General features: G+C 57.8%; 21 protein-coding genes. 15 read left to right on the top strand and 6 right to left on the bottom strand.

Going from position 1 to position 23,556, the window contains the following annotated elements; all coding sequences use genetic code 11:
* Positions 1–191 precede the first annotated feature (191 nt).
* The 3 genes from HX790_RS11500 to HX790_RS11510 form a co-directional block, all read right to left on the bottom strand.
* A complete protein-coding gene (locus HX790_RS11500) occupies positions 192–1,793 on the bottom strand; it encodes an ABC transporter substrate-binding protein (protein ID WP_176991554.1) in 1,602 nt (533 codons plus the stop codon).
* 142 nt (positions 1,794–1,935) lie between these two features.
* On the bottom strand, positions 1,936–4,080 hold the full coding sequence (locus HX790_RS11505; protein WP_176991555.1) for a hypothetical protein: 2,145 nt from the start codon (positions 4,078–4,080) through the stop codon (positions 1,936–1,938).
* 765 nt (positions 4,081–4,845) lie between these two features.
* Entirely contained in the window at positions 4,846–5,559 is a 714-nt protein-coding gene (locus HX790_RS11510; RefSeq protein ID WP_017138278.1) for an SIMPL domain-containing protein, read from the bottom strand.
* A gap of 205 nt (positions 5,560–5,764) precedes the next feature.
* Between HX790_RS11510 and HX790_RS11515 the strand changes: the two genes are divergently transcribed.
* The 3 genes from HX790_RS11515 (at position 5,765) to HX790_RS11525 (ending at position 9,404) form a co-directional block, all read left to right on the top strand.
* Complete coding sequence (locus HX790_RS11515; protein ID WP_017138277.1) at positions 5,765–7,027, top strand: ATP-binding protein; 1,263 nt, start codon at positions 5,765–5,767, stop codon at positions 7,025–7,027.
* Positions 7,020–7,580, top strand: a complete 561-nt coding sequence (locus tag HX790_RS11520) for a response regulator transcription factor (protein WP_003171731.1) — start codon at positions 7,020–7,022, stop codon at positions 7,578–7,580. Before HX790_RS11515 ends, HX790_RS11520 begins: the two co-directional genes overlap by 8 nt.
* 99 nt (positions 7,581–7,679) lie before the next feature.
* Positions 7,680–9,404 (top strand): ABC transporter ATP-binding protein/permease, encoded by a 1,725-nt coding sequence (locus HX790_RS11525; RefSeq protein ID WP_138449137.1) that lies wholly within the window; start codon positions 7,680–7,682, stop codon positions 9,402–9,404.
* 193 nt (positions 9,405–9,597) lie between these two features.
* On the opposite strand, the gene HX790_RS11530 is transcribed toward HX790_RS11525, so the two are convergent.
* Entirely contained in the window at positions 9,598–10,035 is a 438-nt protein-coding gene (locus HX790_RS11530; RefSeq protein WP_017138275.1) for a YhcB family protein, read from the bottom strand.
* Between the two features lie 147 nt (positions 10,036–10,182).
* Here HX790_RS11530 and HX790_RS11535 point away from each other — a divergent pair, with 147 nt between their 5' ends.
* From HX790_RS11535 to zapE, 3 genes are all read left to right on the top strand, one after another.
* Complete coding sequence (locus HX790_RS11535) at positions 10,183–10,812, top strand: alpha/beta hydrolase (RefSeq protein ID WP_099548364.1); 630 nt, start codon at positions 10,183–10,185, stop codon at positions 10,810–10,812.
* A gap of 24 nt (positions 10,813–10,836) precedes the next feature.
* Positions 10,837–12,192: a tryptophan--tRNA ligase gene (locus HX790_RS11540; RefSeq protein ID WP_099548366.1), complete on the top strand. Its 1,356-nt coding sequence runs from the start codon at positions 10,837–10,839 to the stop codon at positions 12,190–12,192.
* A 79-nt stretch (positions 12,193–12,271) separates the two neighbouring features.
* Positions 12,272–13,366 carry a cell division protein ZapE gene (gene zapE, locus HX790_RS11545; protein WP_176991556.1) on the top strand — a complete coding sequence of 365 codons (1,095 nt, stop codon included), beginning with the start codon at positions 12,272–12,274 and terminating at the stop codon, positions 13,364–13,366.
* Positions 13,367–14,078: 712 nt separating this feature from the next.
* On the opposite strand, the gene HX790_RS11550 is transcribed toward zapE, so the two are convergent.
* Positions 14,079–14,999: a GlxA family transcriptional regulator gene (locus tag HX790_RS11550; RefSeq protein ID WP_169986983.1), complete on the bottom strand. Its 921-nt coding sequence runs from the start codon at positions 14,997–14,999 to the stop codon at positions 14,079–14,081.
* A gap of 220 nt (positions 15,000–15,219) precedes the next feature.
* Here HX790_RS11550 and HX790_RS11555 point away from each other — a divergent pair, with 220 nt between their 5' ends.
* Positions 15,220–16,356 (top strand): acyl-CoA dehydrogenase family protein, encoded by a 1,137-nt coding sequence (locus HX790_RS11555; protein ID WP_169986876.1) that lies wholly within the window; start codon positions 15,220–15,222, stop codon positions 16,354–16,356.
* A gap of 134 nt (positions 16,357–16,490) precedes the next feature.
* On the opposite strand, the gene HX790_RS11560 is transcribed toward HX790_RS11555, so the two are convergent.
* Positions 16,491–17,531 carry an NADP(H)-dependent aldo-keto reductase gene (locus HX790_RS11560; RefSeq protein ID WP_017138269.1) on the bottom strand — a complete coding sequence of 347 codons (1,041 nt, stop codon included), beginning with the start codon at positions 17,529–17,531 and terminating at the stop codon, positions 16,491–16,493.
* Between the two features lie 248 nt (positions 17,532–17,779).
* On the opposite strand from HX790_RS11560, the gene rplM reads away from it, so the two are divergent.
* The 8 genes from rplM to HX790_RS11600 all read left to right on the top strand — a co-directional run.
* Positions 17,780–18,208, top strand: coding sequence for a 50S ribosomal protein L13 (gene rplM, locus HX790_RS11565; protein WP_003171742.1), 429 nt, complete (start codon positions 17,780–17,782; stop codon positions 18,206–18,208).
* A 14-nt stretch (positions 18,209–18,222) separates the two neighbouring features.
* A complete protein-coding gene (gene rpsI / locus HX790_RS11570) occupies positions 18,223–18,615 on the top strand; it encodes a 30S ribosomal protein S9 (protein ID WP_003216038.1) in 393 nt (130 codons plus the stop codon).
* Between the two features lie 265 nt (positions 18,616–18,880).
* Positions 18,881–19,477 carry a ubiquinol-cytochrome c reductase iron-sulfur subunit gene (gene petA / locus HX790_RS11575; protein ID WP_003216040.1) on the top strand — a complete coding sequence of 199 codons (597 nt, stop codon included), beginning with the start codon at positions 18,881–18,883 and terminating at the stop codon, positions 19,475–19,477.
* Positions 19,477–20,688, top strand: coding sequence for a cytochrome bc complex cytochrome b subunit (locus HX790_RS11580; protein WP_017138268.1), 1,212 nt, complete (start codon positions 19,477–19,479; stop codon positions 20,686–20,688). Before petA ends, HX790_RS11580 begins: the two co-directional genes overlap by 1 nt.
* Positions 20,688–21,467, top strand: coding sequence for a cytochrome c1 (locus HX790_RS11585; RefSeq protein WP_017138267.1), 780 nt, complete (start codon positions 20,688–20,690; stop codon positions 21,465–21,467). Before HX790_RS11580 ends, HX790_RS11585 begins: the two co-directional genes overlap by 1 nt.
* A 149-nt stretch (positions 21,468–21,616) precedes the next feature.
* A complete protein-coding gene (locus HX790_RS11590) occupies positions 21,617–22,234 on the top strand; it encodes a glutathione S-transferase N-terminal domain-containing protein (protein WP_017138266.1) in 618 nt (205 codons plus the stop codon).
* 17 nt (positions 22,235–22,251) lie between these two features.
* Positions 22,252–22,671 carry a ClpXP protease specificity-enhancing factor gene (locus HX790_RS11595; protein WP_017138265.1) on the top strand — a complete coding sequence of 140 codons (420 nt, stop codon included), beginning with the start codon at positions 22,252–22,254 and terminating at the stop codon, positions 22,669–22,671.
* A 158-nt stretch (positions 22,672–22,829) separates the two neighbouring features.
* Positions 22,830–23,556: FadR/GntR family transcriptional regulator (locus HX790_RS11600; protein WP_176991557.1), on the top strand; the 727-nt coding region annotated here is incomplete at its 3' end.

Genomic DNA, 23,556 nt, shown 5'->3' on the forward strand with positions numbered 1-23,556 from the left:
TATGCAGGGGCCATACCCATTGCAAGATGCTGAACCGTTGCGAGAGGCAAACTGTGGTACGAACGTACAGGAATGTCGCATTTATGAAAGTTTGTACATAAATGCATATATATAGAGGGTTTTTTCGGTGCATTGTGCGCACCAAAAAGGCCCAGCCGAGGCGTCTGGCGCACTCGGTTGGGGCGATGATGTTACTTATCTAGACTGACACCATAGAACGGCGTAAGCCCAAACGGGCTGATCTTGAAGTTTTGCACTTCCTTACGCAGTGGCTGGAAAACCGTCGAGTTCGCAATAGGTGTTATAGGTACTTGTTCCTTAAGTATTTTTTGCGCCTGTTGATACCACTTGATGCGTTGCTCGCGGTCGTTGCTGACCTTGGCCTGTTGCACCAGCTTGTCGTAGGCCGGGTTACACCATTTGGCGTAGTTACTGCCCTTGACGGCGGCACAACTGTAGAGCACGCCGAGCCAGTTATCCGGGTCGCCGTTGTCGCCGGTCCAGCCATAAATCATGGCGTCATGCTCGCCATTTTTGGCGCGCTTGATGTATTCGCCCCATTCGTAGCTGATTATGTTGGCCTTGATACCGACCTTCGCCCAATCCTGCTGGATCATTTGTGCCGACATGCGTGCGTTGGGGTTTGAAGCGCGCTGTACCGTCATGGCCCACAAATTGATGGTGGTACCTGGTGCAACCCCTGCTTCTTTTAGTAGCGCCCGGGCCTTGGTCGGATCGTACGGCGCATCCTTGATAGTGGGGTCATAAGACCACTGCGCCGGTGGCAGTGCGTTCTGCGCCAATTGTCCGGCGCTCTGGTAAACGGCCTTGATGATCGCGGGCTTGTCGATGGCCATGTCCAGCGCCTGGCGCACTTTGAGCTGGTCCAGCGGCGGATGCGTCACGTTGTAGGCCAGGAAGCCCAAGTTGAAACCGGCCTGTTGCAGCACGCGCAGGTTGGGGGCTTGTTTCATTATTTCAATGTCGGACGGACGCGGGTAACCGCTGACCTGGCATTCACCGGCCTTGAGTTTCTGCAGGCGCGCGGCGGCGTCCGGGGTGATGGCGAATACCAGATTGTCGAGCTTCACATCCTCGGGCTTCCAATACTGCTTATTGGCCACGTAGCGAATCTGCGAATCTTTCTGGTAGCGCTTGAACACAAACGGGCCTGTGCCCACCGGCTTCTGGTTGATCTCTTCGGCTTTGCCTTCTTTGAGCAATTGAGCGGCGTATTCGGCTGATTGCACCGAAGCGAAGCTCATGGCCAGGTTCTGTACGAACGAGGCATCGACATTGTTCAGGTTGAACTGCACGGTGTGGTTGTCGAGTTTCTCGACGTTTTTGATCGTGGTGTTCAAACCCATGTCGGTGAAGTAAGGCGATTCTGACGGGTAAGCCTTGCGGAACGGGCTGTTGGCATCGAGCAAGCGATTGAACGTGAACAGCACATCATCCGCATTGAAGTCACGGGTAGGGGTGAAGTAGTCGGTGGTGTGGAATTTGACGCCATCGCGCAGGTGGAAGGTGTAGGTCAGGCCGTCTTTGGAGACCTCCCAGCTTGTTGCAAGGCCAGGCTCTACCTCGGTGCCACCGCGCTTGAACTGGGTCAGGCGGTTAAAGACGGTTTCGGCTGAGGCATCGAAATCGGTGCCGCTGGTGTACTGGCTGGGGTCGAAGCCGGCGGGGCTGGCTTCGGAGCAGTAGACCAGGGTAGTCGCCGCCTGAGCGGTCGGCATCAAGGCCAGGAGGCCGGCGGCAAGGAGCAACGGTTTTAAGGTGATTCTTTCCATGGAGACCCCTGAAGTGGTGGGCATATAAAAGCTGCCCAAACGGAAGCGACGGTCACCGAGGTTACCGCCGTTCAGGGTTATCAGGTAGAGACTCTGGTTCACTTAATGCAGTCAGATGATGCCCTTCGGCAGGTTCTCGCTGTTATGGTTGTGGGAAGGTCATTGGCTTATAAGTAAATGCCCACCATGAAAACGGATTCCAATAGGGATTTTTCTTTACGGGTTTGAAGTTTATGGTTTTCGCCAATTCTTTGGCGACGTATTTTTCAGCTTCGTCTCTGGCCAATGCCCTATCGGCATCAGTCAGCGGGGAGTTCTGAGTTTGTTTTAGGGCTTTCAAATATTCTTTTTCTACTTTTTCAATCGCGGCATTTATTTCTTCCGGCACGAGGTTGCCTGTGAGCGTGCCACGATAGCCTTTGACAGGGCGCTGTATGAGCCTCTGAAACTCAGCCGCGAAGGAGGCATCTCCACCACTTGCAGAGTCACATGTCAGCAGCCGTATATTGTCAAACGTCTCCGGGTGAATACCTGCGTCTTTAAGTGTCTGAAGTAGCTCTTCGGGCGTATGGAGTTTTCCGGCATATGAAACTTTCGCGATACCAGTAGCAGGGTCGACGCTCCCATGGACGAGTATGTTGAGTCGTTCTGCACTGCCTTTTTTGTTGAAATCGGTAAATGTGTAGAGTTTTTTGTCAAGGATGTTTAGGTCATTGAGTTCTCCACTCAGAATTACGTTTTTTTCAGGCGTAGAAAAAAGAGCCTCGCCGGTCGGTAAGTCTTCAATGGACCTTAGAATCGAACGTTTACTGTTTTGCGCTTCGATTGTCGGGGGCACGCCTTCTGTCTCAATGGCCGGTGGCGTACTCGGTTCGTTTGGCGCGGCGTGGGTGGCGGGGTGTATATCGCTTTCGCTCGACACTTTTATGTTTCGCTCAAAATTAAAACTCTTGGTCTGCTCATTGTATTTCCAGCCGTAAACTTCGCTGCCCGCGGTAGTAGGTCCGATGGGGGCTTCACCCAACCCTGCATCCGTCCCAATTTGTGCAACTTCGTGCGCGAGTTGCAGGGCAGATATCACCGCGGCAGCAGTGCCGCCAACGCGATCGCTGGCTGTCATACCCGTGGCGGCGTCATGAATGCCAAACACGATATTGCCCGTATTGCCGACAACGGGGACGTAACCGAAGGTATTGCCCCACGCCTCTTTCGCGGCCTTCCACGATTGCTTCGAGGCACCAAACACCTGCGTCTGATCGTCCGATTTTGCATTTTTGGTGTTCATCTCCTGATAGGCGTGGGCAATACCGGAGTTAAGGCTTCCAAACTTTAAATAATAGTGTGAATTTCGCGACTGGGTATAATTAAAAGTCTCCTCCACCGGTACAACTTTTTCGCTGGTTTTACCGGCCCGCCCCGGGTAGGTGGCACCTTTACCGATAATCAAATTTTCGAGTACATCGCCCGCCGGGGGCCAATGAGTATTTTGGCCGCCCTGCCTGTCCTTGGAGTTGAAACTCCGTAGCAACTCATTACGGTTTTCTTTTGCCCAACTGGCAAATTCATCATCGCCGTCTATTTTACTGACCTTGCCGTTCTTCAACTCAATCATCAGGCCTCTATTGGGCCGGTGATCATAATCGCCATGGTAGTTTTTGTAAGGGATAAACGCATACCCGGCGAGCGGATAGCCGTAGATATTTGGAATAACCACGTTGCCGTTTTTGTCTAGTGTTCGGTCGATGGCTTCTTGTGCCTTAGCCCCGAGCGCCTTATAACTTTCCTTGTCGTTGCGCAGACTGTGCAAGGTGCCCCGCACTACATAGGCATCGGCCAACCCTGAGCGCTTCGCCAGTGCGCCCGAATGATCCGCCATGGGCTTGATTATCTCGTTTTTCCAATGATGCTGAAGCTTGGCGCCCATCGACTCCAAGTCGTTAATTTTATTTCGGTCTTCTGGCCTGATTTGCATGCTTTGGGCATTAATCACGCCGCCTCCCGCGGGTCTATCGTGCTTAAGGGCTCCGGCTGCAATCTCCCATGCAAAGTAGGTGCGCTCGTCTTTGCTGGTCAGGTGAGAAGCACCATTAAGCTCCTTGGTGTAAGCGGTGAACGTCACCGTGATTGTTTCATGCGGGTCATACCCGGCTGCCAGCAAACCGCCACTGAAGTAACCTGCGGGTTCCATGTATTGACGGGCATCTTGGAATTTAATATTCCTTTCGCCTTCGCTACCGTGTTCCACAAGCTTTAACTTCCACCTTACGCGATCCGCATAGTCACCCATACGTGCCTCCCGTTCTTGCAGGGAGGCGTTCGCCGGGGGGGGAGTGACGCTCCACCCATAAATGACTCCCTGGATATTACCCGGTTTAAGATCGTCGAAGGGCGAGTGTCCATGAAACCCACCGCGATAAAACGGCTGGCCCCTCGGTAAACCTCTTGAATTTCTATCCGGAGGGGATAGATCGCGAGTGACGCGATTGCCCATGTGTGCTTGTTCTGGATAGTTTGAATCCAAGGGAGTAGTTGGTGTAGCGCAAGCGTGCAGCGAAGAGGGTGCCATTGTTTGCATGGTCGGCTCGATTTACTGAGTGGGTTGTGAACTTAACTGTCGATCCTCACTGGGCAGCAGGCGGCCGCAAGTTTACGCTGCGGTGCAATAGCAGGCATCGCACAGAGAACGTCGAATAAACACGTTGCTTGTTAAGTTAAGGCAGCAGTGATGATCACTCAGTGGGGGGCTGGACGCGTCGAGTTCCACTTTACACCCTGGTTGAGCACGTAAAGTTGATGCTTAAACTTATTCCGACTGTGCAGAAGAAAAGTTTTACATGAAGGTACTGTCAACTGTTGCATGGCAGTTTGAGTGGGAAAGCTTTCCACTTGAAATTTTACGGTCGTCGTTAATGAAATGTTGCTGTATGGCGTTCGAGCGCGGCGATGTGAGTTGTGATTTTGCGATGTCGGTGTGGGGCTGTTGGGCGACATAAGCGCGGTCAAAAAAAAGCGCAGCCTGTCAGGCTGCGCCGTTTCTAATATCGCAAAGGGTTTAGTGCAAGACCTCAATCACCCCATCAGCGCTCATGTTGACCTGGCTGGTGCCGGCTTCTACTTCTGGCGTTGGCGCCGAATCCGCCATGGCCGCCTTCATCATCATCCCGCCATTGCGGGCGTAAGGCATCGGGTAACCATTGGTGTTGAAGTTCAGGTTGACGATCTTGTAGCCCTTGCCACCCAACGCGTCAGTTGCGAGCTGGGCACGGGCCTTGAACGCGGCGACCGCATCCTTGAGCAACGCATCTTCGCTGGCCTTGCGCGTGGTGTCGGCGATGGCGAAGTCCATGTTTTCCATTTTCAGGGTGTTCAACAGCTCGCCAGTGAGTTTGGACAGTGCCGGGAAGTCGGCGCTTTCCAGACGCAGTTCGGCGCGTTCGCGCCAACCGGTGATCTTCTGGTTCTTGCTGTCGTAGATCGGGTAGCTGTTGCGGCTGCCTTGGCGCAGGGTTACGGCTTTGACTTCACGTGCCTGGCCCAACGCCTTGTTCATGGTGTTGGTGATTTCGGCAGCAAGCTTGGCCGGGTCGGCATTTTGCGATTCGGTGTACAGCGTGACGATCATCTTGTCGCGAGCAACCTCCTGGCTGACCTCGGCGCGCAGGGAAATCTGGTTGTAGTTCAGCCCTTCGGCTGCCAAAGCGGGGAGGCTGGCAAGGGTGGCGACGCCCAGGGTGATAACAGCTGCACTGCGAGTGAAACGAGACATGGAAGCTCCTTAAGGTGTTCGTATCGGGTATGACTGTAGACGGTGGCATCGGGTTCTTCGGGTTTACACATTCGCTACAAGTTGTGATGGCGCCGACGAACGGTCGTTTGGCCGGCCTGCGTCAAAGAGCCACACGCGCCGTGCCAGCGGGTCTGCTTCGTTTATACTCGTGCCGATCCGCCTGCAGCGCTCACCGGGAGAGCTCATGCTCGCCGCCGTAAAACTGACTTCCGCCACACGCCAGAACCTCTGGCGCCTGACGTTCATCCGCACCCTGGTACTGGCCGCACAGGCCGGCTCCGTCGGGCTTGCCTATTGGTTCGACCTGCTGCCGCTGCCGTGGCTGCAACTGGGTGTGACCCTGGCGTTTTCCACTGTGCTGTGCGCGTTCACGGCCATCCGCCTGCGTACCACGTGGCCTGTGACCGAGCTGGAATACGCACTCCAGTTGGCCTGCGATCTGTTTATCCACAGTGTGTTGCTTTATTTCTCTGGTGGTTCCACCAACCCGTTTGTTTCTTACTACCTGGTGCCACTGACCATCGCCGCCGTGACCTTGCCATGGCGCTATTCGGTAGTGCTGTCGGGTATTGCGCTGACGCTCTATACCTTGCTGCTGGCGCAGTTCTATCCGTTGCAAACCTTTCCCATCGCCCGCGAAAACCTGCAGATCTACGGGATGTGGCTGAGCTTCGCGCTGTCTGCTGCAGTGATCACGTTCTTCGCTGCACGCATGGCCGAAGAACTGCGCCGTCAGGAAGAGCTGCGCGCCATTCGCCGCGAAGAAGGCCTGCGCGACCAGCAATTGCTGGCCGTCGCCACCCAGGCCGCAGGTGCCGCCCACGAGTTGGGCACACCACTGGCGACCATGAGCGTGCTGCTTAACGAAATGACCCAGGACCATCACGACCCGGTGTTGCAAGAAGATCTCGGCGTGCTGCGTGAACAGGTCAAGCAATGCAAGCAGACCTTGCAGCAACTGGTGCGCGCCGCCGAAGCCAATCGCCGCCTGGCGGTGGAGATGCAGGACGTGACCCAGTGGCTCGACGAAGCCCTGAATCGCTGGCACCTGATGCGCCCCGAAGCCAGTTACCGTTTTCATCTATTAGGGCAGGGCAGTGTGCCGCGCATGGCGCCGCCGCCGGACCTGACCCAGGCCTTGCTCAACCTGCTGAACAACGCCGCCGACGCTTGCCCCGAAGGCTTGGGCGTGCAGCTGGACTGGGACGCCGAAAACGTCACCATCAGCATTCGTGACCACGGCGCGGGCGTGCCGCTGGCCATTGCCGAACAAATCGGCAAACCCTTCTTTACCACCAAGGGCAAAGGCTTCGGCCTCGGCCTGTTTTTGAGCAAGGCCAGCGTGACCCGCGCGGGCGGCTCAGTGAAGCTCTATAGTCATGAGGAAGGTGGCACGCTCACCGAGCTGCGCCTGCCCCGTGTCGCACGAGGAGATATCGATGAGTGACGAGATCCAAGTCGAAGGCGAAGAACTGCCGCACCTGTTGCTGGTAGATGACGACGCCACCTTTACCCGCGTGATGGCGCGCGCCATGAGCCGTCGTGGCTTTCGCGTGAGCACCGCAGGTTCGGCTGAAGAAGGCCTGACCATCGCCCAGGCCGACCTGCCGGACTACGCCGCGCTCGACCTGAAAATGGATGGCGACTCCGGCCTGGTGCTGCTGCCCAAGCTGCTGGAGCTCGACCCGGAAATGCGCGTGGTGATCCTCACCGGTTACTCCAGCATCGCCACCGCCGTCGAGGCCATCAAGCGCGGCGCCTGCAACTACCTGTGCAAGCCGGCGGATGCCGACGACGTGCTGGCTGCGTTGCTCTCAGAGCACGCCGACCTCGATACCCTGGTGCCGGAAAACCCGATGTCGGTGGACCGCCTGCAGTGGGAACACATCCAGCGCGTGCTCACCGAACACGAAGGCAATATCTCCGCCACTGCCCGTGCCCTGGGCATGCACCGTCGCACCCTGCAACGCAAGCTGCAGAAGCGTCCTGTACGGCGCTGAACAAAGTCTGAACAATCTGCTTCAGGCTGCACAGCGCGCTGAACCGATCGTCTATGATCGGTTCAAACGCCTGTCACATTTTCTTACAGAGCCTGAACGATGAATCAGAACGCTGAGTATTCCGCGGTCAACGACGCGGTGCGTGGGCAATTCTTGCGCCGAACCTGGGCGATGATCACACCGTATTGGCGTAGTGAAGAGAAGGGCAAGGCCTGGTTGTTGCTGGCTGTGGTGATTGGTCTGACGCTGTTCAGCGTGGCGATTTCCGTGTGGCTTAACCACTGGTACAAGGATTTCTACAACGCCCTGGAAAAAAAGGACACTGCGGCCTTCTGGCAACAGATCATCTATTTCTGCGGCATCGCTGCAGTGGCTATTCTCGGCGCGGTCTACCGCCTCTATCTGACCCAGATGTTGACCATTCGCTGGCGCGCGTGGCTCACCGAAAAGCACTTTGCACGCTGGCTTAACAACAAGAACTACTACCAGTTGGAGCAGGGCGGCTACACCGATAACCCGGACCAGCGGATTTCCGAAGACCTCAATAGCTTTACCTTGAACACATTAGCTCTGGGTTTGGGCCTGCTGCGCAATGTGGTCAGTCTGGTGTCGTTCTCGATTATCTTGTGGGGCGTGTCGGGCAGCATCGAAGTGTTCGGTATCACCATCCCCGGCTACATGTTCTGGTGCGCATTGCTGTATGCCGCCGTCGGCAGTTGGCTGACGCACCTGATCGGCCGTCGTTTGATCGGCCTTAGCAACCAGCAGCAACGGTTCGAAGCAGACTTGCGTTTCTCCATGGTGCGCGTGCGGGAAAATGCCGAAAGCATTGCTTTGTACAATGGCGAGTCAAACGAGAATCAACGTTTGAGTGCGCGGTTCGGCAAGGTCTGGCACAACTATTGGGACATCATGAAGGTGTCCAAGCGCCTGACATTCTTCACCGCAGGCTATGAGCAGATCGCGGTTGTCTTTGCATTTATCGTGGCGGCACCGCGCTATTTCGCCGGCAAGATCGAACTGGGCGAGCTGATGCAAATCAACTCGGCGTTCGGCAATGTGCAGGGCAACTTCAGCTGGTTTATCACCGCTTACTCCGACCTCGCCAGCTGGCGTGCCAGCAGTGACCGTCTGCTGAGTTTTCATGAGGCCATGAGCCGCAACGAACAACGTGCTCCGGCCATCGATGTGCGCCCGCAAGGCGAGCAACTGGTGGTCAAAGACCTGGGCATGGACCTGGCCGACGGCCGCCACCTGCTCACCGACGCCGACATGACGGTAGAGCCTGGCCAGCGTGTGATGCTCAGTGGGCGTTCCGGTAGCGGTAAAAGTACATTGCTGCGCGCCATGGGCGACTTGTGGCCGGCGGGCCACGGCAGCATTTGCCTGCCGGCGGCGCGTTATCTGTTCCTGCCGCAAAAGCCTTACTTGCCGATTGGCAGCCTGAAGGCCGTGTTGAGTTATCCACAAGACGACAGCACCTACCCGGCCGAACGTTATGCACAGGTCCTGGAAACCTGCCGCTTGCCCCATCTGGTCAGCCGTCTGGATGAGGCCAACCATTGGCAACGCATGCTCTCGCCCGGTGAGCAGCAACGTCTGGCCTTTGCGCGTGCCTTATTGTTCGCGCCGCAGTGGCTGTACATGGACGAAGCCACCTCGGCGATGGATGAAGAGGATGAAGCGAACCTGTATCAAGCGCTGATCGATGAACTGCCGGGGCTGAGTATCGTCAGTGTCGGCCATCGCAGCAGCCTCAAGCGTTTTCATGGGCGGCATGTGCGGATTGAGGGTGGGCTGTTGCAGGAGCAACAACCGGCTTAAGGTCTTACGCGGTCAATGTGGGAGTCGGGCTTGCTCGCGATGGCGGTGTGTCAGGCAATGGAAGCTTTGCTGATACACCGCTATCGCAGGCAAGCCAGCTCCCACAGTTGACCGGTGTCGCCTGCTTGATTGAGGCCCACAAAAAAGCCCGGCTGATCATCGATCAACCGGGCTTTTTAGTGTTTGAAAAAACTTACTTCTTCAAACCGTAATGCTCATCCAGCATGCCTGGGGCGTTCGGCGTTTTTGGCGCGTAGTCCCGTGGCGGCTCCTGGTTTTCCCGCGGTGGCGTCAGGCGCTCCCGTGGGGCTTGCGGTGCATCGGAATGCAACGCGGCCAGCAGGCGCTGGCGGGTGATGTCGTCGAGGGCGAGGCGGTTGGCGCCATCGGCGAGATGATCCTGTACTTCCTGGTAGCTCTGGGTGAGCTTCTTGACCAGGGTCGCGGTGCTGTTGAAGTGGGTAACAACCTCGTTCTGATAACTGTCAAAACGTTCCTGAATGTCATCCAGCTGACGCTGCGTGCGGTTAGGCGCGGCATTCGGCAGCAGGCGGGCAACCAGGAATCCAATGGCGACACCGGCAACCAGGGCAAGAGTCGGCAACAACCAAACTAAGAGCGAGTGTTCCACGAGTCCTTCCTCTATAAACGGCTTTGCTTTACGTTAACGGCTCAAACCTGCGCTGTATACCGCGATTAAGCTCGCAATGATGCCATGCACAGACTTTTAGCTAGACGAGTCGACCCTTTGAGAGGTCACGGAGTTCATTCCTTGCTCATGCGTGAAACCCCCGTTTTGATCGCTGGCCCGGTGGGCCAATTGGAAGCCTTGTACCTGGATCACCCCGAGCCACGTGGCCTGGCGCTGATCTGCCACCCTAACCCGGTGCAAGGCGGGACCATGCTCAATAAAGTCGTTTCGACCCTGCAACGCACTGCCCGCGATGCTGGTTTGATTACTTTACGTTTCAATTACCGTGGCGTCGGCGCGAGTGCCGGAACTCACGACATGGCTACCGGTGAAGTAGACGATGCCGAAGCGGCGGCCACCTGGCTGCGGGAAAAGCACCCCGACCTGCCGATCACCCTGCTCGGGTTTTCGTTCGGCGGTTATGTTGCAGCCAGTCTCGGCGGCCGCCTGGAAGCCAAGGGCGAAAAACTCGCGCACCTGTTCATGGTCGCCGCTGCCGTGATGCGCCTGCGCGATAGCGACGTGCTGCCCCAAGGCTGCCCGTTAACCCTGATCCAGCCGGAAACCGACGAAGTGGTCGACCCACAGACCGTGTACGACTGGTCCGCCGCCCTGAAACGCCCCCATGAGCTGCTGAAAGTGGCAGAATGCGGACACTTTTTTCATGGCAAGCTCACCGACCTCAAGGATCTGGTGCTGCCGCGCCTCTCGAATTGATAGCAGTCTGATAAGCGATTACCCATGACGACTCGTACCCGTATTCTCACCGGCATCACTACCACCGGCACGCCGCACCTGGGCAACTACGCCGGTGCGATCCGCCCTGCGATCCTCGCCAGCCAGGACGCGAATGCCGATTCCTTTTACTTCTTGGCCGACTACCACGCCCTGATCAAGTGCGATGACCCGCAGCGCATCCAGCGCTCGCGCATGGAAATCGCCGCGACCTGGCTCGCCGGTGGCCTGGATGTGAACCGGGTGACCTTCTATCGCCAGTCCGACATCCCGGAAATCCCTGAACTGACCTGGCTGCTGACCTGTGTTGCCGCCAAGGGCCTGCTCAACCGCGCCCATGCCTACAAGGCCTCGGTGGACAAGAACGTTGAAGCCGGCGAAGACCCGGACGCGGGCATCAGCATGGGCCTGTACAGCTACCCGGTGCTGATGGCGGCGGACATCCTGATGTTCAACGCGCACAAGGTGCCGGTCGGCCGTGACCAGATCCAGCACGTGGAAATGGCCCGCGACATCGGACAGCGCTTCAACCACCTGTTCGGCAACGGTAAAGAATTCTTCACCATGCCTGAGGCGTTGATCGAAGAAAGCGTCGCCACTTTACCGGGCCTCGATGGCCGCAAGATGTCCAAGAGCTACGACAACACCATCCCGTTGTTCACCAGCGCCAAGGACATGAAAGACGCGATCTCGCGGATCGTCACCGACTCGCGTGCGCCCGGCGAAGCCAAGGACCCGGACAATTCGCATCTGTTCACCTTGTTCCAGGCGTTTGCCAGCAAGGCTCAGGAACAAGAGTTCCGCGCCGATCTGCTGCAAGGCCTGGGCTGGGGCGAGGCGAAGAGCCGCCTGTTCCAACTGCTCGACAGCCAACTGAGCGAGCCGCGTGAGCGTTACCATCAGTTGATGTCGCGCCCCTCGGACATGGAAGACCTGCTGCTGATCGGCGCCAAGAAAGCCCGCGCCGTGGCCGCGCCGTTCCTTGCCGAGCTGCGTGAAGCCGTGGGCCTGCGCTCGTTCGTCAACCAGGCCGCCGCGCCGGTGGTGGCCAAGAAGAAAGCCGCGAAGGCTGCGCGCTTCGTGAGCTTCCGTGAAGACGACGGCAGCTTCCGCTTCCGCCTGCTGTCGGCCGATGGCGAGCAATTGCTGTTGTCGCGCAACTTTGCCGACGGCAAAGCGGCGGGCGCAGTGACCAAGCAACTGCAAAGCGGCGACGCGCTGGACGTACGCACTGAGGCCACAGGCTTCAGCGTATGGCTGGACGGTGCTGCCGTGGCCGACAGCGCTGAATTTGCCGACGAAACGTCGCGTGATGCTGCCATTGCCGCCTTGCGCGTTGCGTTGACCCCCATCGAGGATTAACCCGACCAAGGGTTGATTGCCATTATCCAGGGCCGTCGTTACAGTGACGGCCCGTTTTTGTTGCCTTGCTAACGAAATTATGACGCCCCTAGAACGATATCAAGCTGATCTGAAACGCCCTGAATTCTTCCATGACGCGGCCCAGGAAAATGCGGTGCGTCATTTGCAGCGCCTGTACGACGACCTGGTCGCGGCCTCGCACAACAAGCCAGGGATGTTCAGCAAGCTGTTTGGCAAGAAAGACCACACGCCGGTCAAAGGCCTGTATTTCTGGGGTGGCGTGGGCCGCGGCAAGACTTATCTGGTCGACACCTTCTTCGAAGCGCTGCCGTTCAAGGAAAAGGTCCGTACGCACTTCCACCGCTTCATGAAGCGTGTACACGAAGAGATGAAGACCCTGCCGGGCGAGAAAAACCCGCTGACCATTATCGCCAAGCGCTTCTCCGACGAAGCGCGGGTCATCTGCTTCGATGAGTTCTTTGTCTCCGACATCACCGACGCCATGATCCTCGGCACCTTGATGGAAGAGCTGTTCAAGAACGGCGTGACCCTGGTCGCCACCTCGAACATCGTTCCCGATGGCTTGTACAAGGACGGCCTGCAACGCGCACGTTTCCTGCCGGCCATCGCGCTGATCAAGCAGAACACCGAAATCGTCAACGTCGACAGCGGCGTCGACTACCGTTTGCGTCACCTTGAGCAGGCCGAGCTGTTCCACTTCCCGCTGAACGAAGCGGCGCATGAAAGCCTGAAAAAGAGCTTCCGCGCGCTGACGCCGGAATGCACCCAGGCGGTGGAAAACGACAAGCTGATAATCGAGAACCGCGAAATCATCGCCCTGCGTACCTGCGATGACGTGGCCTGGTTCGAGTTCCGCCAGCTGTGCGACGGCCCGCGTAGCCAGAACGACTACATCGAGTTGGGCAAGATCTTCCACGCGGTGATCTTGAGCGGCGTGGAGCAGATGAGCGTTACTACCGATGACATCGCGCGGCGGTTCATCAACATGGTCGATGAGTTCTACGACCGTAACGTGAAGCTGATCATCTCGGCCGAAGTCGAGCTCAAGGACCTCTACACGGGCGGTCGCTTGAACTTCGAATTCCAGCGCACCCTGAGCCGCTTGCTCGAAATGCAGTCCCACGAGTTCCTGTCGCGTGGGCACAAGCCGTAAGCGATGTGCATGAAATGACCAAGGCCTGCAGTGATGCAGGCTTTTTTTATGGATGTTCTCCAGAACAGTGGAGATCACCTGTGGGAGCCGGGCTTGCCCGCGATGGCGGTGGGTCAGAAACAAATGTACTCACTGATACACCGCTATCGCAGGCAAGCCAGCTCCCACATGGGTTTGTGGTTACCTTGGCTTACGCGGCCTGCAGCGATGCAGGCCTTTTTTATGCATGTTCTCCAGAACAATGGAGATCCCCTGTGGGAGCCGGGCTTGCCCGCGATGGCGGTGGGTCAGGAACAAATGTACTCACTGATACACCGCTATCGCAGGCAAGCCAGCTCCCACATGGGTTTGTGGTTACCTTGGCTTACGCGGCCTGCAGTGATGCAGGCCTTTTTTATGGGTGTTCTCCAGAACAATGGAGATCACCTGTGGGAGCCGGGCTTGCCCGCGATGGCGGTGGTTCAGGAACAAATGTACTCACTGATCCACCGCTATCGCAGGCAAGCCAGCTCCCACATGGGTTTGTGGTTACCTTGGCTTACGCGGCCTGCAGTGATGCAGGCCTTTTTTATGGGTGTTCTCCATAACAATGGAGATCAAATGTGGGAGCCGGGCTTGCCCGCGATGGCGGTGGGTCAGGAACAAATGTACTCACTGATACACCGCTATCGCAGGCAAGCCAGCTCCCACATGGGTTTGTGTTTACTTTGGGTCAGGCGGCTTGCTGGAACTGCTGGCGATACTGGTTCGGCGACAGCTCGGTGTGCTGCCTGAACAGCCGCGCGAAGAAGCTCGCATCGTCGTATCCCACTTCATAGCTGATGGTCTTGATGCTCTTGCGGCTGCCTGAAAGCAGGCCTTTGGCCGTCTCGATGCGCAGCCTTTGCAGGTAATGCAGCGGCTTGTCGCCGGTGGCCGTCTGGAAGCGGCGCATGAAGTTACGGATGCTCATGCCGTGTTCCCGGGCGACGTCTTCGAAGCGGAACTTGTCGGCAAAGTGCTCTTCGAGCCAGTGCTGGATCTGCAGGATGATCACGTCCTGGTGCAGCTTCTGCCCGCCAAAACCGATGCGCCCTGGCGCGTAGCTGCGCTGCACTTCGTAAAGGATGTCGCGGGCCACGGCCTGGGCAATGTTGGCGCCGCAGAAGCGTTCGATCAGGTAGATGTAAAGGTCGCACGCCGAGGTGGTGCCGCCGGCGCAGTACAGGTTGTCGGCGTCGGTGAGGTGCTTGTCCTGGTTGAGCTGTACCTTGGGGAAACGCTCGCTGAAGGCGTTGAAGAAGCGCCAGTAGGTGGTCGCCTCCTTGCCATCGAGCAACCCGGCTTCGGCGAGCCAGAACACCCCGGTGGCTTCGCCGCACAGCACCGCGCCACGCGCATGTTGCTCGCGCAGCCAGGGCAGCACTTGCGGGTAACGGGTGCACAGCGCGTCGAAGTCGTCCCAGAAGGCCGGCAACACGATGATGTCGGCGTTTTCCAGGCCGCCGTCCACCGGCATGATCACATCGCTGAAGCTGCGTACCGATTGCCCGTCGGGGCTGACCAGGCGCGTTTCAAATGCCGGGGTCAGGCCCAGGCCTTGCTGCTTGCCGTAACGCAGGCTGGCGAGGTGGAAGAAATCCTTGGCTTGCATGAGGGTGGAAGCGAATACCCGATCAATGGCCAAAATGCTGACGCGCCGCAAGGGCGTGGAGATTTGGTTAGACATAATTTCATTTATTCTTATAGGGGAAAGTGGTCACCAGACGGCTGGATCGTCTTATTTTTTGTCGCATGTGTCCAGTGTCCTGTGACGCCTTCGCGGCATAGGCTCTGTGGGCTGGTCTTTGTCCGACAATCCACGCAGGTGACCCATGATCCCCAGAACCTTGTTCAGCTCGGAGCACGAACTCTTCCGCGAGAGCGTGCGTACCTTCCTCGAAAAACACGCCGCGCCGTTCCATGGGCAGTGGGAAAAGCAGGGTTACATCGACCGTAACCTGTGGAGCAAGGCGGGGGAGGCGGGGATGCTGTGCTCCCATCTGCCGGAAGAATATGGCGGGCTGGGCGCGGACTTTTTGTACAGCGCGGTGGTGATCGAAGAGATCAGCCGCCTGGGCCTTACCGGCATTGGCTTTTCCCTGCATTCGGACATCGTCGCGCCGTACATCCTGCATTACGGCAGTGAGGCACTGAAGCAAAAGTACCTGCCCAAATTGATCTCCGGCGAGATGGTCACGGCCATTGCGATGACCGAACCGGGCGCCGGCTCTGACTTGCAGGGCGTCAAGACCACCGCCGTGTTGGACGGCGACGAGTATGTGATCAACGGCTCCAAGACCTTCATCACCAACGGCTATCTCGCCGAGCTGGTCATTGTCGTGGCCAAGACCGACCCCAAGGCCGGCGCCAAGGGCACCAGCCTGTTTCTGGTGGAAGCCGATACGCCGGGCTTCGACAAGGGCAAGCGCCTGGAGAAGGTCGGCATGAAGGCCCAGGACACCTCGGAACTGTTCTTTCAGGACGTGCGCGTGCCCAAGGGTAACCTGCTGGGCCAGGCAGGCATGGGCTTCGCCTACTTGATGCAGGAGCTGCCTCAGGAGCGCCTGACGGTAGCGATTGGCGCGCTGTCATCCGCCGAAGCTGCGCTGCAGTGGACCCTGGACTACACCCGCGAGCGCAAGGCGTTCGGCAAGGCGATTGCCGACTTCCAGAATACCCGCTTCAAACTGGCGGAGATGGCCACCGAGATTCAGATCGGCCGCGTGTTTGTCGACAAATGCATGGCGCTGCACCTGGAAGGCAAGCTTGATGTGCCCACCGCCGCGATGGCCAAGTACTGGGCCACGGACCTGCAGTGCAAGGTACTCGACGAGTGCGTGCAATTGCACGGTGGCTACGGCTTTATGTGGGAATACCCGATTGCGCGGGCTTGGGCGGATGCGCGGGTGCAGCGCATTTATGCGGGGACCAATGAGATCATGAAGGAGATTATTGCGCGGGCGCTTTGACGCCCATCGGATCGTTCCCACGCTCTGCGTGGGAATGCATCCGGTGACGCTCTGCGTCATACCTTCAAGCGCGGACGCGGAGCGTCCAGGGCGGCATTCCCACGCAGAGCGTGGGAACGATCATTTCGGCTCAATCAAGGCGCTGGGTTCGGATGATCCTTCTGAATCGCCTCAATCCCTTCCAGCACTTCCTTGGACAGCTTCAAATCAGCACTGGCAATGTTGCTGTCCAGCTGCTCCAGGCTCGTGGCCCCAATAATATTACTGGTCACAAACGGCTGTTGCGTCACAAATGCCAGCGCCATCTGCGCCGGGTCCAGGCCATGTTCCCGCGCCAGGGCCACATAACGGCTGCACGCGGCTTCCGACTGCGGGTTGAAGTAGCGGCTGAAACGGCTGTACTCGGTGAGGCGCGCCTTGGCCGGGCGTGCGCCATTTTCGTATTTGCCGCTGAGCATGCCGAATGCCAGCGGTGAATAGGCCAGCAAGCCGCATTGCTCGCGAATAGCCACTTCCGCCAAACCCACTTCAAAGCTGCGGTTGAGCAGGTTGTAGGGGTTCTGGATCGACACGGCGCGGGTCCAGCCACGGGCTTCGGCCAGGGCCAGGAACTTCATGGTGCCCCACGGGGTTTCGTTGGACAGGCCGATGTGGCGGATCTTGCCGGCTTTTACCTGCTCGTCCAGCGCTTCGAGGGTTTCTTCCAGCGGGGTCAGGTCGTCTTCGTCCTTGTGCTTGTAGCTCAATTGGCCAAAGAAGTTGGTGCTGCGCTCCGGCCAGTGCAACTGGTAGAGGTCGATCCAGTCGGTTTGCAGGCGCTTGAGGCTGGCATCCAGGGCGTCGACGATGTGCTTGCGGTTGTGGCGCAGGTGGCCGTCGCGGATATAGTCGATGGTATTGCCGGGGCCGGCGATCTTGCTGGCGAGGATCCAGTCGGCACGGTCGCCGCGGCTCTTGAAGTAATTACCGATATAACGCTCGGTGGTGGCATAGGTGTCGGCCTTGGGCGGCACCGGGTACATTTCTGCGGTGTCGAGGAAGTTGATCCCTGCGGCCTTGGCCCGTTCGATCTGTGCGAAGGCCTCTGCCTCGCTGTTCTGCTCACCCCAAGTCATGGTGCCCAAGGCGATCGCGCTTACGTTCAGATCGGTGCGGCCCAGCTGTCGATAATCCATCGGGTACTCCTTCGGGGAAAACAATCATAAAAGCAGGTTGAATTTTTTTTCGCAATCTGCATAATTGCCCACCTCTTTCTGCAGTGGAAGTGATGCGCCGCCTGCCGAAGAATCTTGCCGTTGAACGGACGCGCCGACCCGAGCCCCCGATAGCGTCTGTATCCGGCTGCCTTTGACTTGTCAAAGTACGCACTATTCAGTAAGATCCGCCGTCTAATTTACAGGGCGGCCCCTGAGGCTATTAAAGAATGACAACTTTTACTGCAAAACCGGAAACAGTTCAGCGCGACTGGTTTGTCGTCGACGCCGCTGGTCAGACCCTGGGTCGTCTGGCCACTGAAGTCGCCAGCCGTCTGCGTGGCAAGCACAAGCCTGAGTACACCCCTCACGTTGACACCGGTGACTACATTGTCATCATCAACGCCGAGCAGGTACGTGTTACCGGCAACAAAGCGCAAGACAAAATGTACTACCGTCACTCCGGTTTCCCAGGCGGTATCAAGTCTTCGAACTTCGAAGGCCTGATCTCCAAGAAGCCTGAAGCCCCGATCGAAATCGCGGTCAAAGGTATGCTGCCTAAGGGCCCACTGGGTCGCGATATGTTTCGCAAGCTGAAAGTCTATGCGGGCGCTGTACACCCTCATGCTGCTCAGCAGCCCCAAGAACTGAAGTTTTAACGGAATAGTTCATTATGTCGGCGACTCAAAATTACGGCACTGGCCGTCGCAAAACCGCTACCGCTCGCGTTTTCCTGCGTCCGGGTACTGGTAACATCTCGATCAACAACCGCACTCTGGAAAACTTCTTCGGTCGCGAAACTGCCCGCATGGTAGTTCGTCAGCCGCTGGAACTGACCGAGACTGTTGAAAAGTTCGACATCTACGTCACCGTTATCGGTGGCGGTGTAAGTGGTCAAGCTGGCGCAATCCGCCACGGTATCACTCGCGCTCTGATGCAGTACGACGAAACCCTGCGTGGCGCTCTGCGCAAAGCTGGCTTCGTAACTCGCGATGCTCGTGAAGTTGAACGTAAGAAAGTCGGTCTGCGTAAAGCGCGTAAGCGTCCGCAGTACTCGAAGCGTTAATTCGCTTTACGTTCCACAAAAACGCCCAACTCCTCACGGAGCTGGGCGTTTTTTATTGCCTGCGATTTATGCATAAATTTCGCCGTGACAACTTGCCACATCCGTAGACGCCCTATACTACAAGGCCTGGAGGCTGAGCCCAGGGCAATTCCCTTGTCATACGTGGGGCTTTTCATTACCATCCGACAAAATTTTTATAAGTAAAGATTCAACACTTAGTAGACGCCTGATTTAACAGGCCAAAAAGCTGATGGGAGAGGACTGAATGAGCAATGACGGCGTGAATGCAGGCCGGCGTCGCTTCTTGGTAGCAGCCACATCCGTGGTGGGTGCTGCAGGAGCGGTGGGGGCTGCGGTCCCGTTCGTGGGGTCATGGTTTCCCAGTGCCAAGGCGAAAGCCGCAGGTGCACCGGTGAAGGTGAATGTCAGCAAGATCGACCCAGGCCAGCAGATGATTGCTGAGTGGCGCGGTCAGCCGGTCTTCATCGTTCGTCGTACTGAGGAGATCCTGGGGAATCTGAAGAAAATCGAAGGTCAGCTGTCTGACCCCGACTCGAAGAACTCCGACCAGCCCGCCTACGTCGATAAGGAAATCCGTTCGATCAAGCCAGAGATCCTGCTGCTGATCGGTATCTGCACCCACTTGGGTTGCTCGCCTACCTTCCGCCCGGAAGTTGCTCCTGCCGACCTTGGCAAGGATTGGGTCGGTGGCTACTTCTGCCCTTGCCACGGCTCCCATTACGACCTCGCCGGTCGCGTCTACAAGTCACAACCCGCACCACTGAACCTGCCAGTGCCGCCACATCACTACGAGACTGACAGTGTCATTGTCATTGGCGTCGACGAGGGGGAGAAAGCCTGATGAGCAAGTTCATGGATTGGGTGGATGCGCGCTTCCCCGCCACTAAAATGTGGGAAGACCATCTCAGCAAATATTACGCGCCAAAAAACTTCAACTTCTTCTACTTCTTCGGCTCGCTGGCCTTGCTGGTGCTGGTCAACCAGATCGTCACCGGTGTGTGGCTGACGATGAGCTACACGCCGTCGGCGGAAGAGGCGTTCGCCTCCGTCGAGTACATCATGCGTGACGTCGAGTACGGCTCGATCCTGCGCCTGCTGCACTCCACCGGCGCATCGGCGTTCTTCATCGTCGTGTATATGCACATGTTCCGCGGCCTGCTCTACGGCTCGTACCAGAAGCCACGCGAACTGGTGTGGGTCTTCGGCATGCTGATCTACCTGGCGCTGATGGCCGAGGCCTTCATGGGTTACCTGCTGCCGTGGGGCCAGATGTCGTACTGGGGCGCCCAGGTGATCATCTCGCTGTTTGGTGCGATCCCGGTGATCGGCAACGACCTGACCCAGTGGATTCGCGGTGACTACCTGATCTCCGGCATCACCCTGAACCGCTTCTTTGCGTTGCATGTCGTTGCATTGCCTATCGTGATTCTGGGCCTGGTGGTGCTGCACATCCTGGCGCTGCACGAAGTGGGTTCGAACAACCCCGATGGTGTGGACATCAAGAAGCACAAAGATGAAAACGGCATTCCGCTGGATGGCATTCCGTTCCATCCGTATTACACCGTCAAAGACATTGTCGGTGTGGTGGTCTTCCTGTTCATCTTCTGCTCGATCGTGTTCTTTTTCCCGGAGATGGGTGGTTATTTCTTGGAGAAGCCTAACTTCGAACAGGCCAACGCCTTCAAGACGCCTGAGCACATTGCACCGGTCTGGTACTTCACGCCGTTCTACGCGATCTTGCGGGCGATCCCCGACAAGCTCATGGGCGTAATGGCCATGGGCGCGTCGATTGCGCTGCTGTTCGTACTGCCATGGCTCGACCGCAGCCCGGTCAAGTCGATGCGCTACAAAGGCTGGCTGAGCAAGATCTGGCTGTGGGTGTTCTGCATTGCATTCGTGATCCTGGGCGTGTTGGGCGTATTGGCGCCGACCCCTGAGCGTACGCTGCTGTCGCAGGTCTGCACCTTCCTGTACTTCGCCTACTTCATTCTGATGCCGTTCTACACCCGGCTCGAGAAGACCAAACCGGTTCCGGAAAGGGTGACTGGCTGATGAAAAAGTTATTCGTTGCTTTGATCCTTGCGGCGCTGCCGCTACTGTCCTTCGCTGCCGAGCACGGCGCGGAGCTGGAAAAAGTCGATATCGACGTGTCCGACAAGGCCGCCATGCAAGATGGCCTGCGCACGTTCACCAACTACTGCATGGGCTGCCACAGCGCCAAGTTCCAGCGTTACGAGCGTGTCGCCGATGACCTGGGCATTCCCCATGACGTGATGCTCAGCCACGCCGTGTTCACCGGCGCCAAGATCGGCGACCACATGAACATCGGCATGCAGCCTGCGGATGCCAAGGCCTGGTTCGGCGCTGCACCGCCCGACCTGACCCTGGTGGCGCGCGTGCGCGGTACCGATTGGCTCTATGGCTACCTCAAATCCTTCTACGAAGACCCGGCGCGCCCTTACGGCGTGAACAACAAAGTCTTCCCGAACGTCGGTATGCCTAACGTTCTGGTCGGCCTGCAGGGTCGCCAAGTGGTAGGATGCAAGCAGGTTCAGGTCGTTGAAGACGGCAAGAAGCAATATGATCCGTTGACCGGCACGCCTTTGACACACGAAGCGTGCGATCAACTGACCATCGTGCCCAAGACCGGTACGCTGAACGAAGAGCAGTTCGACGAGAAGGTCAAGAATCTGGTGACCTTCCTGGCCTACTCGGCCAACCCGGTCAAATTGCAGCATCAGCGCATCGGTACGTATGTGTTGCTGTACCTGGCCTTCTTCTTCGTATTCGCTTATCTGCTTAAACGCGAATACTGGAAGGATGTGCATTGATCCAACCGTAAGCAATTGCTGTTAATCTTGCGCGCCCAGCGGCATCTCTGAATACGTAGCGGTCTGGTTGAACCAGGCACTACAGGGATGCTCTCTGGGCGCGCTCGTTTTTGAGCTTTCCATAATTTCAACAAGCGAGGAGGACCGCCATGGGCGTGACCAATCGGTTGGCCTGTTACTCCGACCCCGCCGACCACTATTCCCACCGAGTACGCATCGTGCTCGCAGAGAAGGGTGTCAGCGCCGAGATCATCAGTGTGGAGGCAGGTCGTCATCCGCCGAAACTGATCGAAGTGAACCCTTACGGCAGCTTGCCCACCCTGGTCGATCGTGACCTGGCGTTGTGGGAGTCAACCGTGGTGATGGAATACCTGGATGAGCGTTACCCGCATCCGCCTTTGCTGCCGGTGTATCCGGTGGCGCGTGCCAACAGCCGCCTGCTGATCCATCGGATCCAGCGTGACTGGTGCGGACTGGTGGATGTGATCCTGGATACGCGCAGTAAAGAAGCCGTTCGTGTGCAAGCGCGCAAGGAATTGCGCGAGAGCCTGACCGGCGTTTCGCCGCTGTTCGCCGACAAGCCTTTTTTCCTCAGTGAGGAACAAAGCTTGGTGGATTGCTGCCTATTACCCATACTCTGGCGCTTGCCGATCCTGGGCATTGAACTGCCACGGCCGGCCAAGCCGTTGCTTGATTACATGGAGCGCCAGTTTGCGCGTGAGGCTTTCCAGGCGAGTCTGTCTGGTGTCGAACGCGACATGCGCTAAGGCTTAAGGAGCCGCTGATGAACTCCAGTCGACCCTATTTGGTCCGCGCGCTCTATGAGTGGATTGTGGACAACGATTGCACCCCGCACATGCTGGTCAACTCTGAATTTCCCAAGGTTGACGTGCCGCAGGGTTTTGCCAGTGACGGGCAGATCGTGCTGAACGTATCACCGAGTGCAGTGCGTCACTTGCACATGGACAATGAAGCCGTCAGCTTCGAAGGGCGTTTTGGCGGCGTGCCGCATACGCTGTTCGTGCCGATTGGTGCCATCCTCGGGATCTATGCCCGGGAAAATGGCCAGGGCATGGTGTTTGATCTGGAATCGCCTTTCGAGGACGACGAAACGATCGAAGGCGAGGACGGTGATGATGTACCGCCACCAGACTCCGAGCCGCCGCGTCCAAGCGGTCGGCCAAGCCTGAAAGTGGTGAAGTAAGCGGCGTTCACCCTTGGGTGAAGTCTAAAAATGCCTCGGCCTGTGCCGGGGCATTTTTTTGCGCAAAGGATATGGATGAAAGTCGTGACAGAACGGTGATCGTACAACCGCCATGGGCTATGATGCGGACTCAAGTTCGCCGAGAAAGATCATTCGTCATGGAAAACGCCAACATCGCCCCTCGTCTTCCCCGCAAGCGCCGCAGCCTTGCCCAGGAATTGGTCACGGTGTTGTCCGAGCAGATCCGCGACGGCCAGCTCAAGCGTGGCGACAAGTTGCCCACCGAGTCGGCCATCATGCAAGCCCATGGGGTCAGCCGCACGGTGGTGCGTGAGGCTATCTCACGTTTGCAGGCGGCGGGGCAGGTGGAAACCCGCCACGGTATCGGCACCTTTGTGTTGGACACGCCAAGCCCGAGCGGTTTCCGGATCGACCCGGCCACGGTGGTGACGCTGCGGGATGTGCTGGCGATTCTTGAGTTGCGTATCAGCCTGGAAGTGGAATCGGCTGGCCTTGCCGCGTTGCGCCGCAGTGACGAACAGCTGGCAGCCATGCGCGCAGCCCTTGATGCGTTGAATGAAAGCGCGGCCCACGCAGGGGATGCGGTGGCGTCAGACTTTGCGTTCCACCTGGAAATTGCGCTGTCCACCGGCAACCGCTACTTCACCGACATCATGACCCACCTGGGTACCAGCATCATTCCGCGTACCCGCCTGAATTCGGCGCGCCTGGCCCATGATGACCAGCAGCACTACATGGGCCGCCTGAGCCGCGAACACGAAGAGATTTATGAGGCAATTGCCCGCCAGGATTCGGATGCGGCCCGCGCGGCCATGCGCCTGCATTTGACCAACAGCCGTGAGCGGCTGCGCCATGCCCATGAAG

It is taken from the genome of Pseudomonas sp. IPO3747, from assembly GCF_013385245.1.
GTDB classification, from domain to species: domain Bacteria; phylum Pseudomonadota; class Gammaproteobacteria; order Pseudomonadales; family Pseudomonadaceae; genus Aquipseudomonas; species Aquipseudomonas edaphica.

What these genes read in the sequence shown, in the direction of transcription:
- HX790_RS11510 (WP_017138278.1), bottom strand. Translation starts at nt 5,559, where the DNA reads ATGTCTCGTTTCACTCGCAGTGCAGCTGTTATCACCCTGGGCGTCGCC.
- HX790_RS11595 (WP_017138265.1), top strand. Translation starts at nt 22,252, where the DNA reads ATGAACTCCAGTCGACCCTATTTGGTCCGCGCGCTCTATGAGTGGATT.
- HX790_RS11590 (WP_017138266.1), top strand. Translation starts at nt 21,617, where the DNA reads ATGGGCGTGACCAATCGGTTGGCCTGTTACTCCGACCCCGCCGACCAC.
- zapE (WP_176991556.1), top strand. Translation starts at nt 12,272, where the DNA reads ATGACGCCCCTAGAACGATATCAAGCTGATCTGAAACGCCCTGAATTC.
- HX790_RS11515 (WP_017138277.1), top strand. Translation starts at nt 5,765, where the DNA reads ATGCTCGCCGCCGTAAAACTGACTTCCGCCACACGCCAGAACCTCTGG.
- HX790_RS11525 (WP_138449137.1), top strand. Translation starts at nt 7,680, where the DNA reads ATGAATCAGAACGCTGAGTATTCCGCGGTCAACGACGCGGTGCGTGGG.
- HX790_RS11580 (WP_017138268.1), top strand. Translation starts at nt 19,477, where the DNA reads ATGAGCAAGTTCATGGATTGGGTGGATGCGCGCTTCCCCGCCACTAAA.
- rpsI (WP_003216038.1), top strand. Translation starts at nt 18,223, where the DNA reads ATGTCGGCGACTCAAAATTACGGCACTGGCCGTCGCAAAACCGCTACC.
- HX790_RS11555 (WP_169986876.1), top strand. Translation starts at nt 15,220, where the DNA reads ATGATCCCCAGAACCTTGTTCAGCTCGGAGCACGAACTCTTCCGCGAG.
- petA (WP_003216040.1), top strand. Translation starts at nt 18,881, where the DNA reads ATGAGCAATGACGGCGTGAATGCAGGCCGGCGTCGCTTCTTGGTAGCA.
- HX790_RS11535 (WP_099548364.1), top strand. Translation starts at nt 10,183, where the DNA reads ATGCGTGAAACCCCCGTTTTGATCGCTGGCCCGGTGGGCCAATTGGAA.
- HX790_RS11540 (WP_099548366.1), top strand. Translation starts at nt 10,837, where the DNA reads ATGACGACTCGTACCCGTATTCTCACCGGCATCACTACCACCGGCACG.
- HX790_RS11585 (WP_017138267.1), top strand. Translation starts at nt 20,688, where the DNA reads ATGAAAAAGTTATTCGTTGCTTTGATCCTTGCGGCGCTGCCGCTACTG.
- rplM (WP_003171742.1), top strand. Translation starts at nt 17,780, where the DNA reads ATGACAACTTTTACTGCAAAACCGGAAACAGTTCAGCGCGACTGGTTT.
- HX790_RS11505 (WP_176991555.1), bottom strand. Translation starts at nt 4,080, where the DNA reads ATGGGTGACTATGCGGATCGCGTAAGGTGGAAGTTAAAGCTTGTGGAA.
- HX790_RS11550 (WP_169986983.1), bottom strand. Translation starts at nt 14,999, where the DNA reads ATGCAAGCCAAGGATTTCTTCCACCTCGCCAGCCTGCGTTACGGCAAG.
- HX790_RS11560 (WP_017138269.1), bottom strand. Translation starts at nt 17,531, where the DNA reads ATGGATTATCGACAGCTGGGCCGCACCGATCTGAACGTAAGCGCGATC.
- HX790_RS11500 (WP_176991554.1), bottom strand. Translation starts at nt 1,793, where the DNA reads ATGGAAAGAATCACCTTAAAACCGTTGCTCCTTGCCGCCGGCCTCCTG.
- HX790_RS11520 (WP_003171731.1), top strand. Translation starts at nt 7,020, where the DNA reads ATGAGTGACGAGATCCAAGTCGAAGGCGAAGAACTGCCGCACCTGTTG.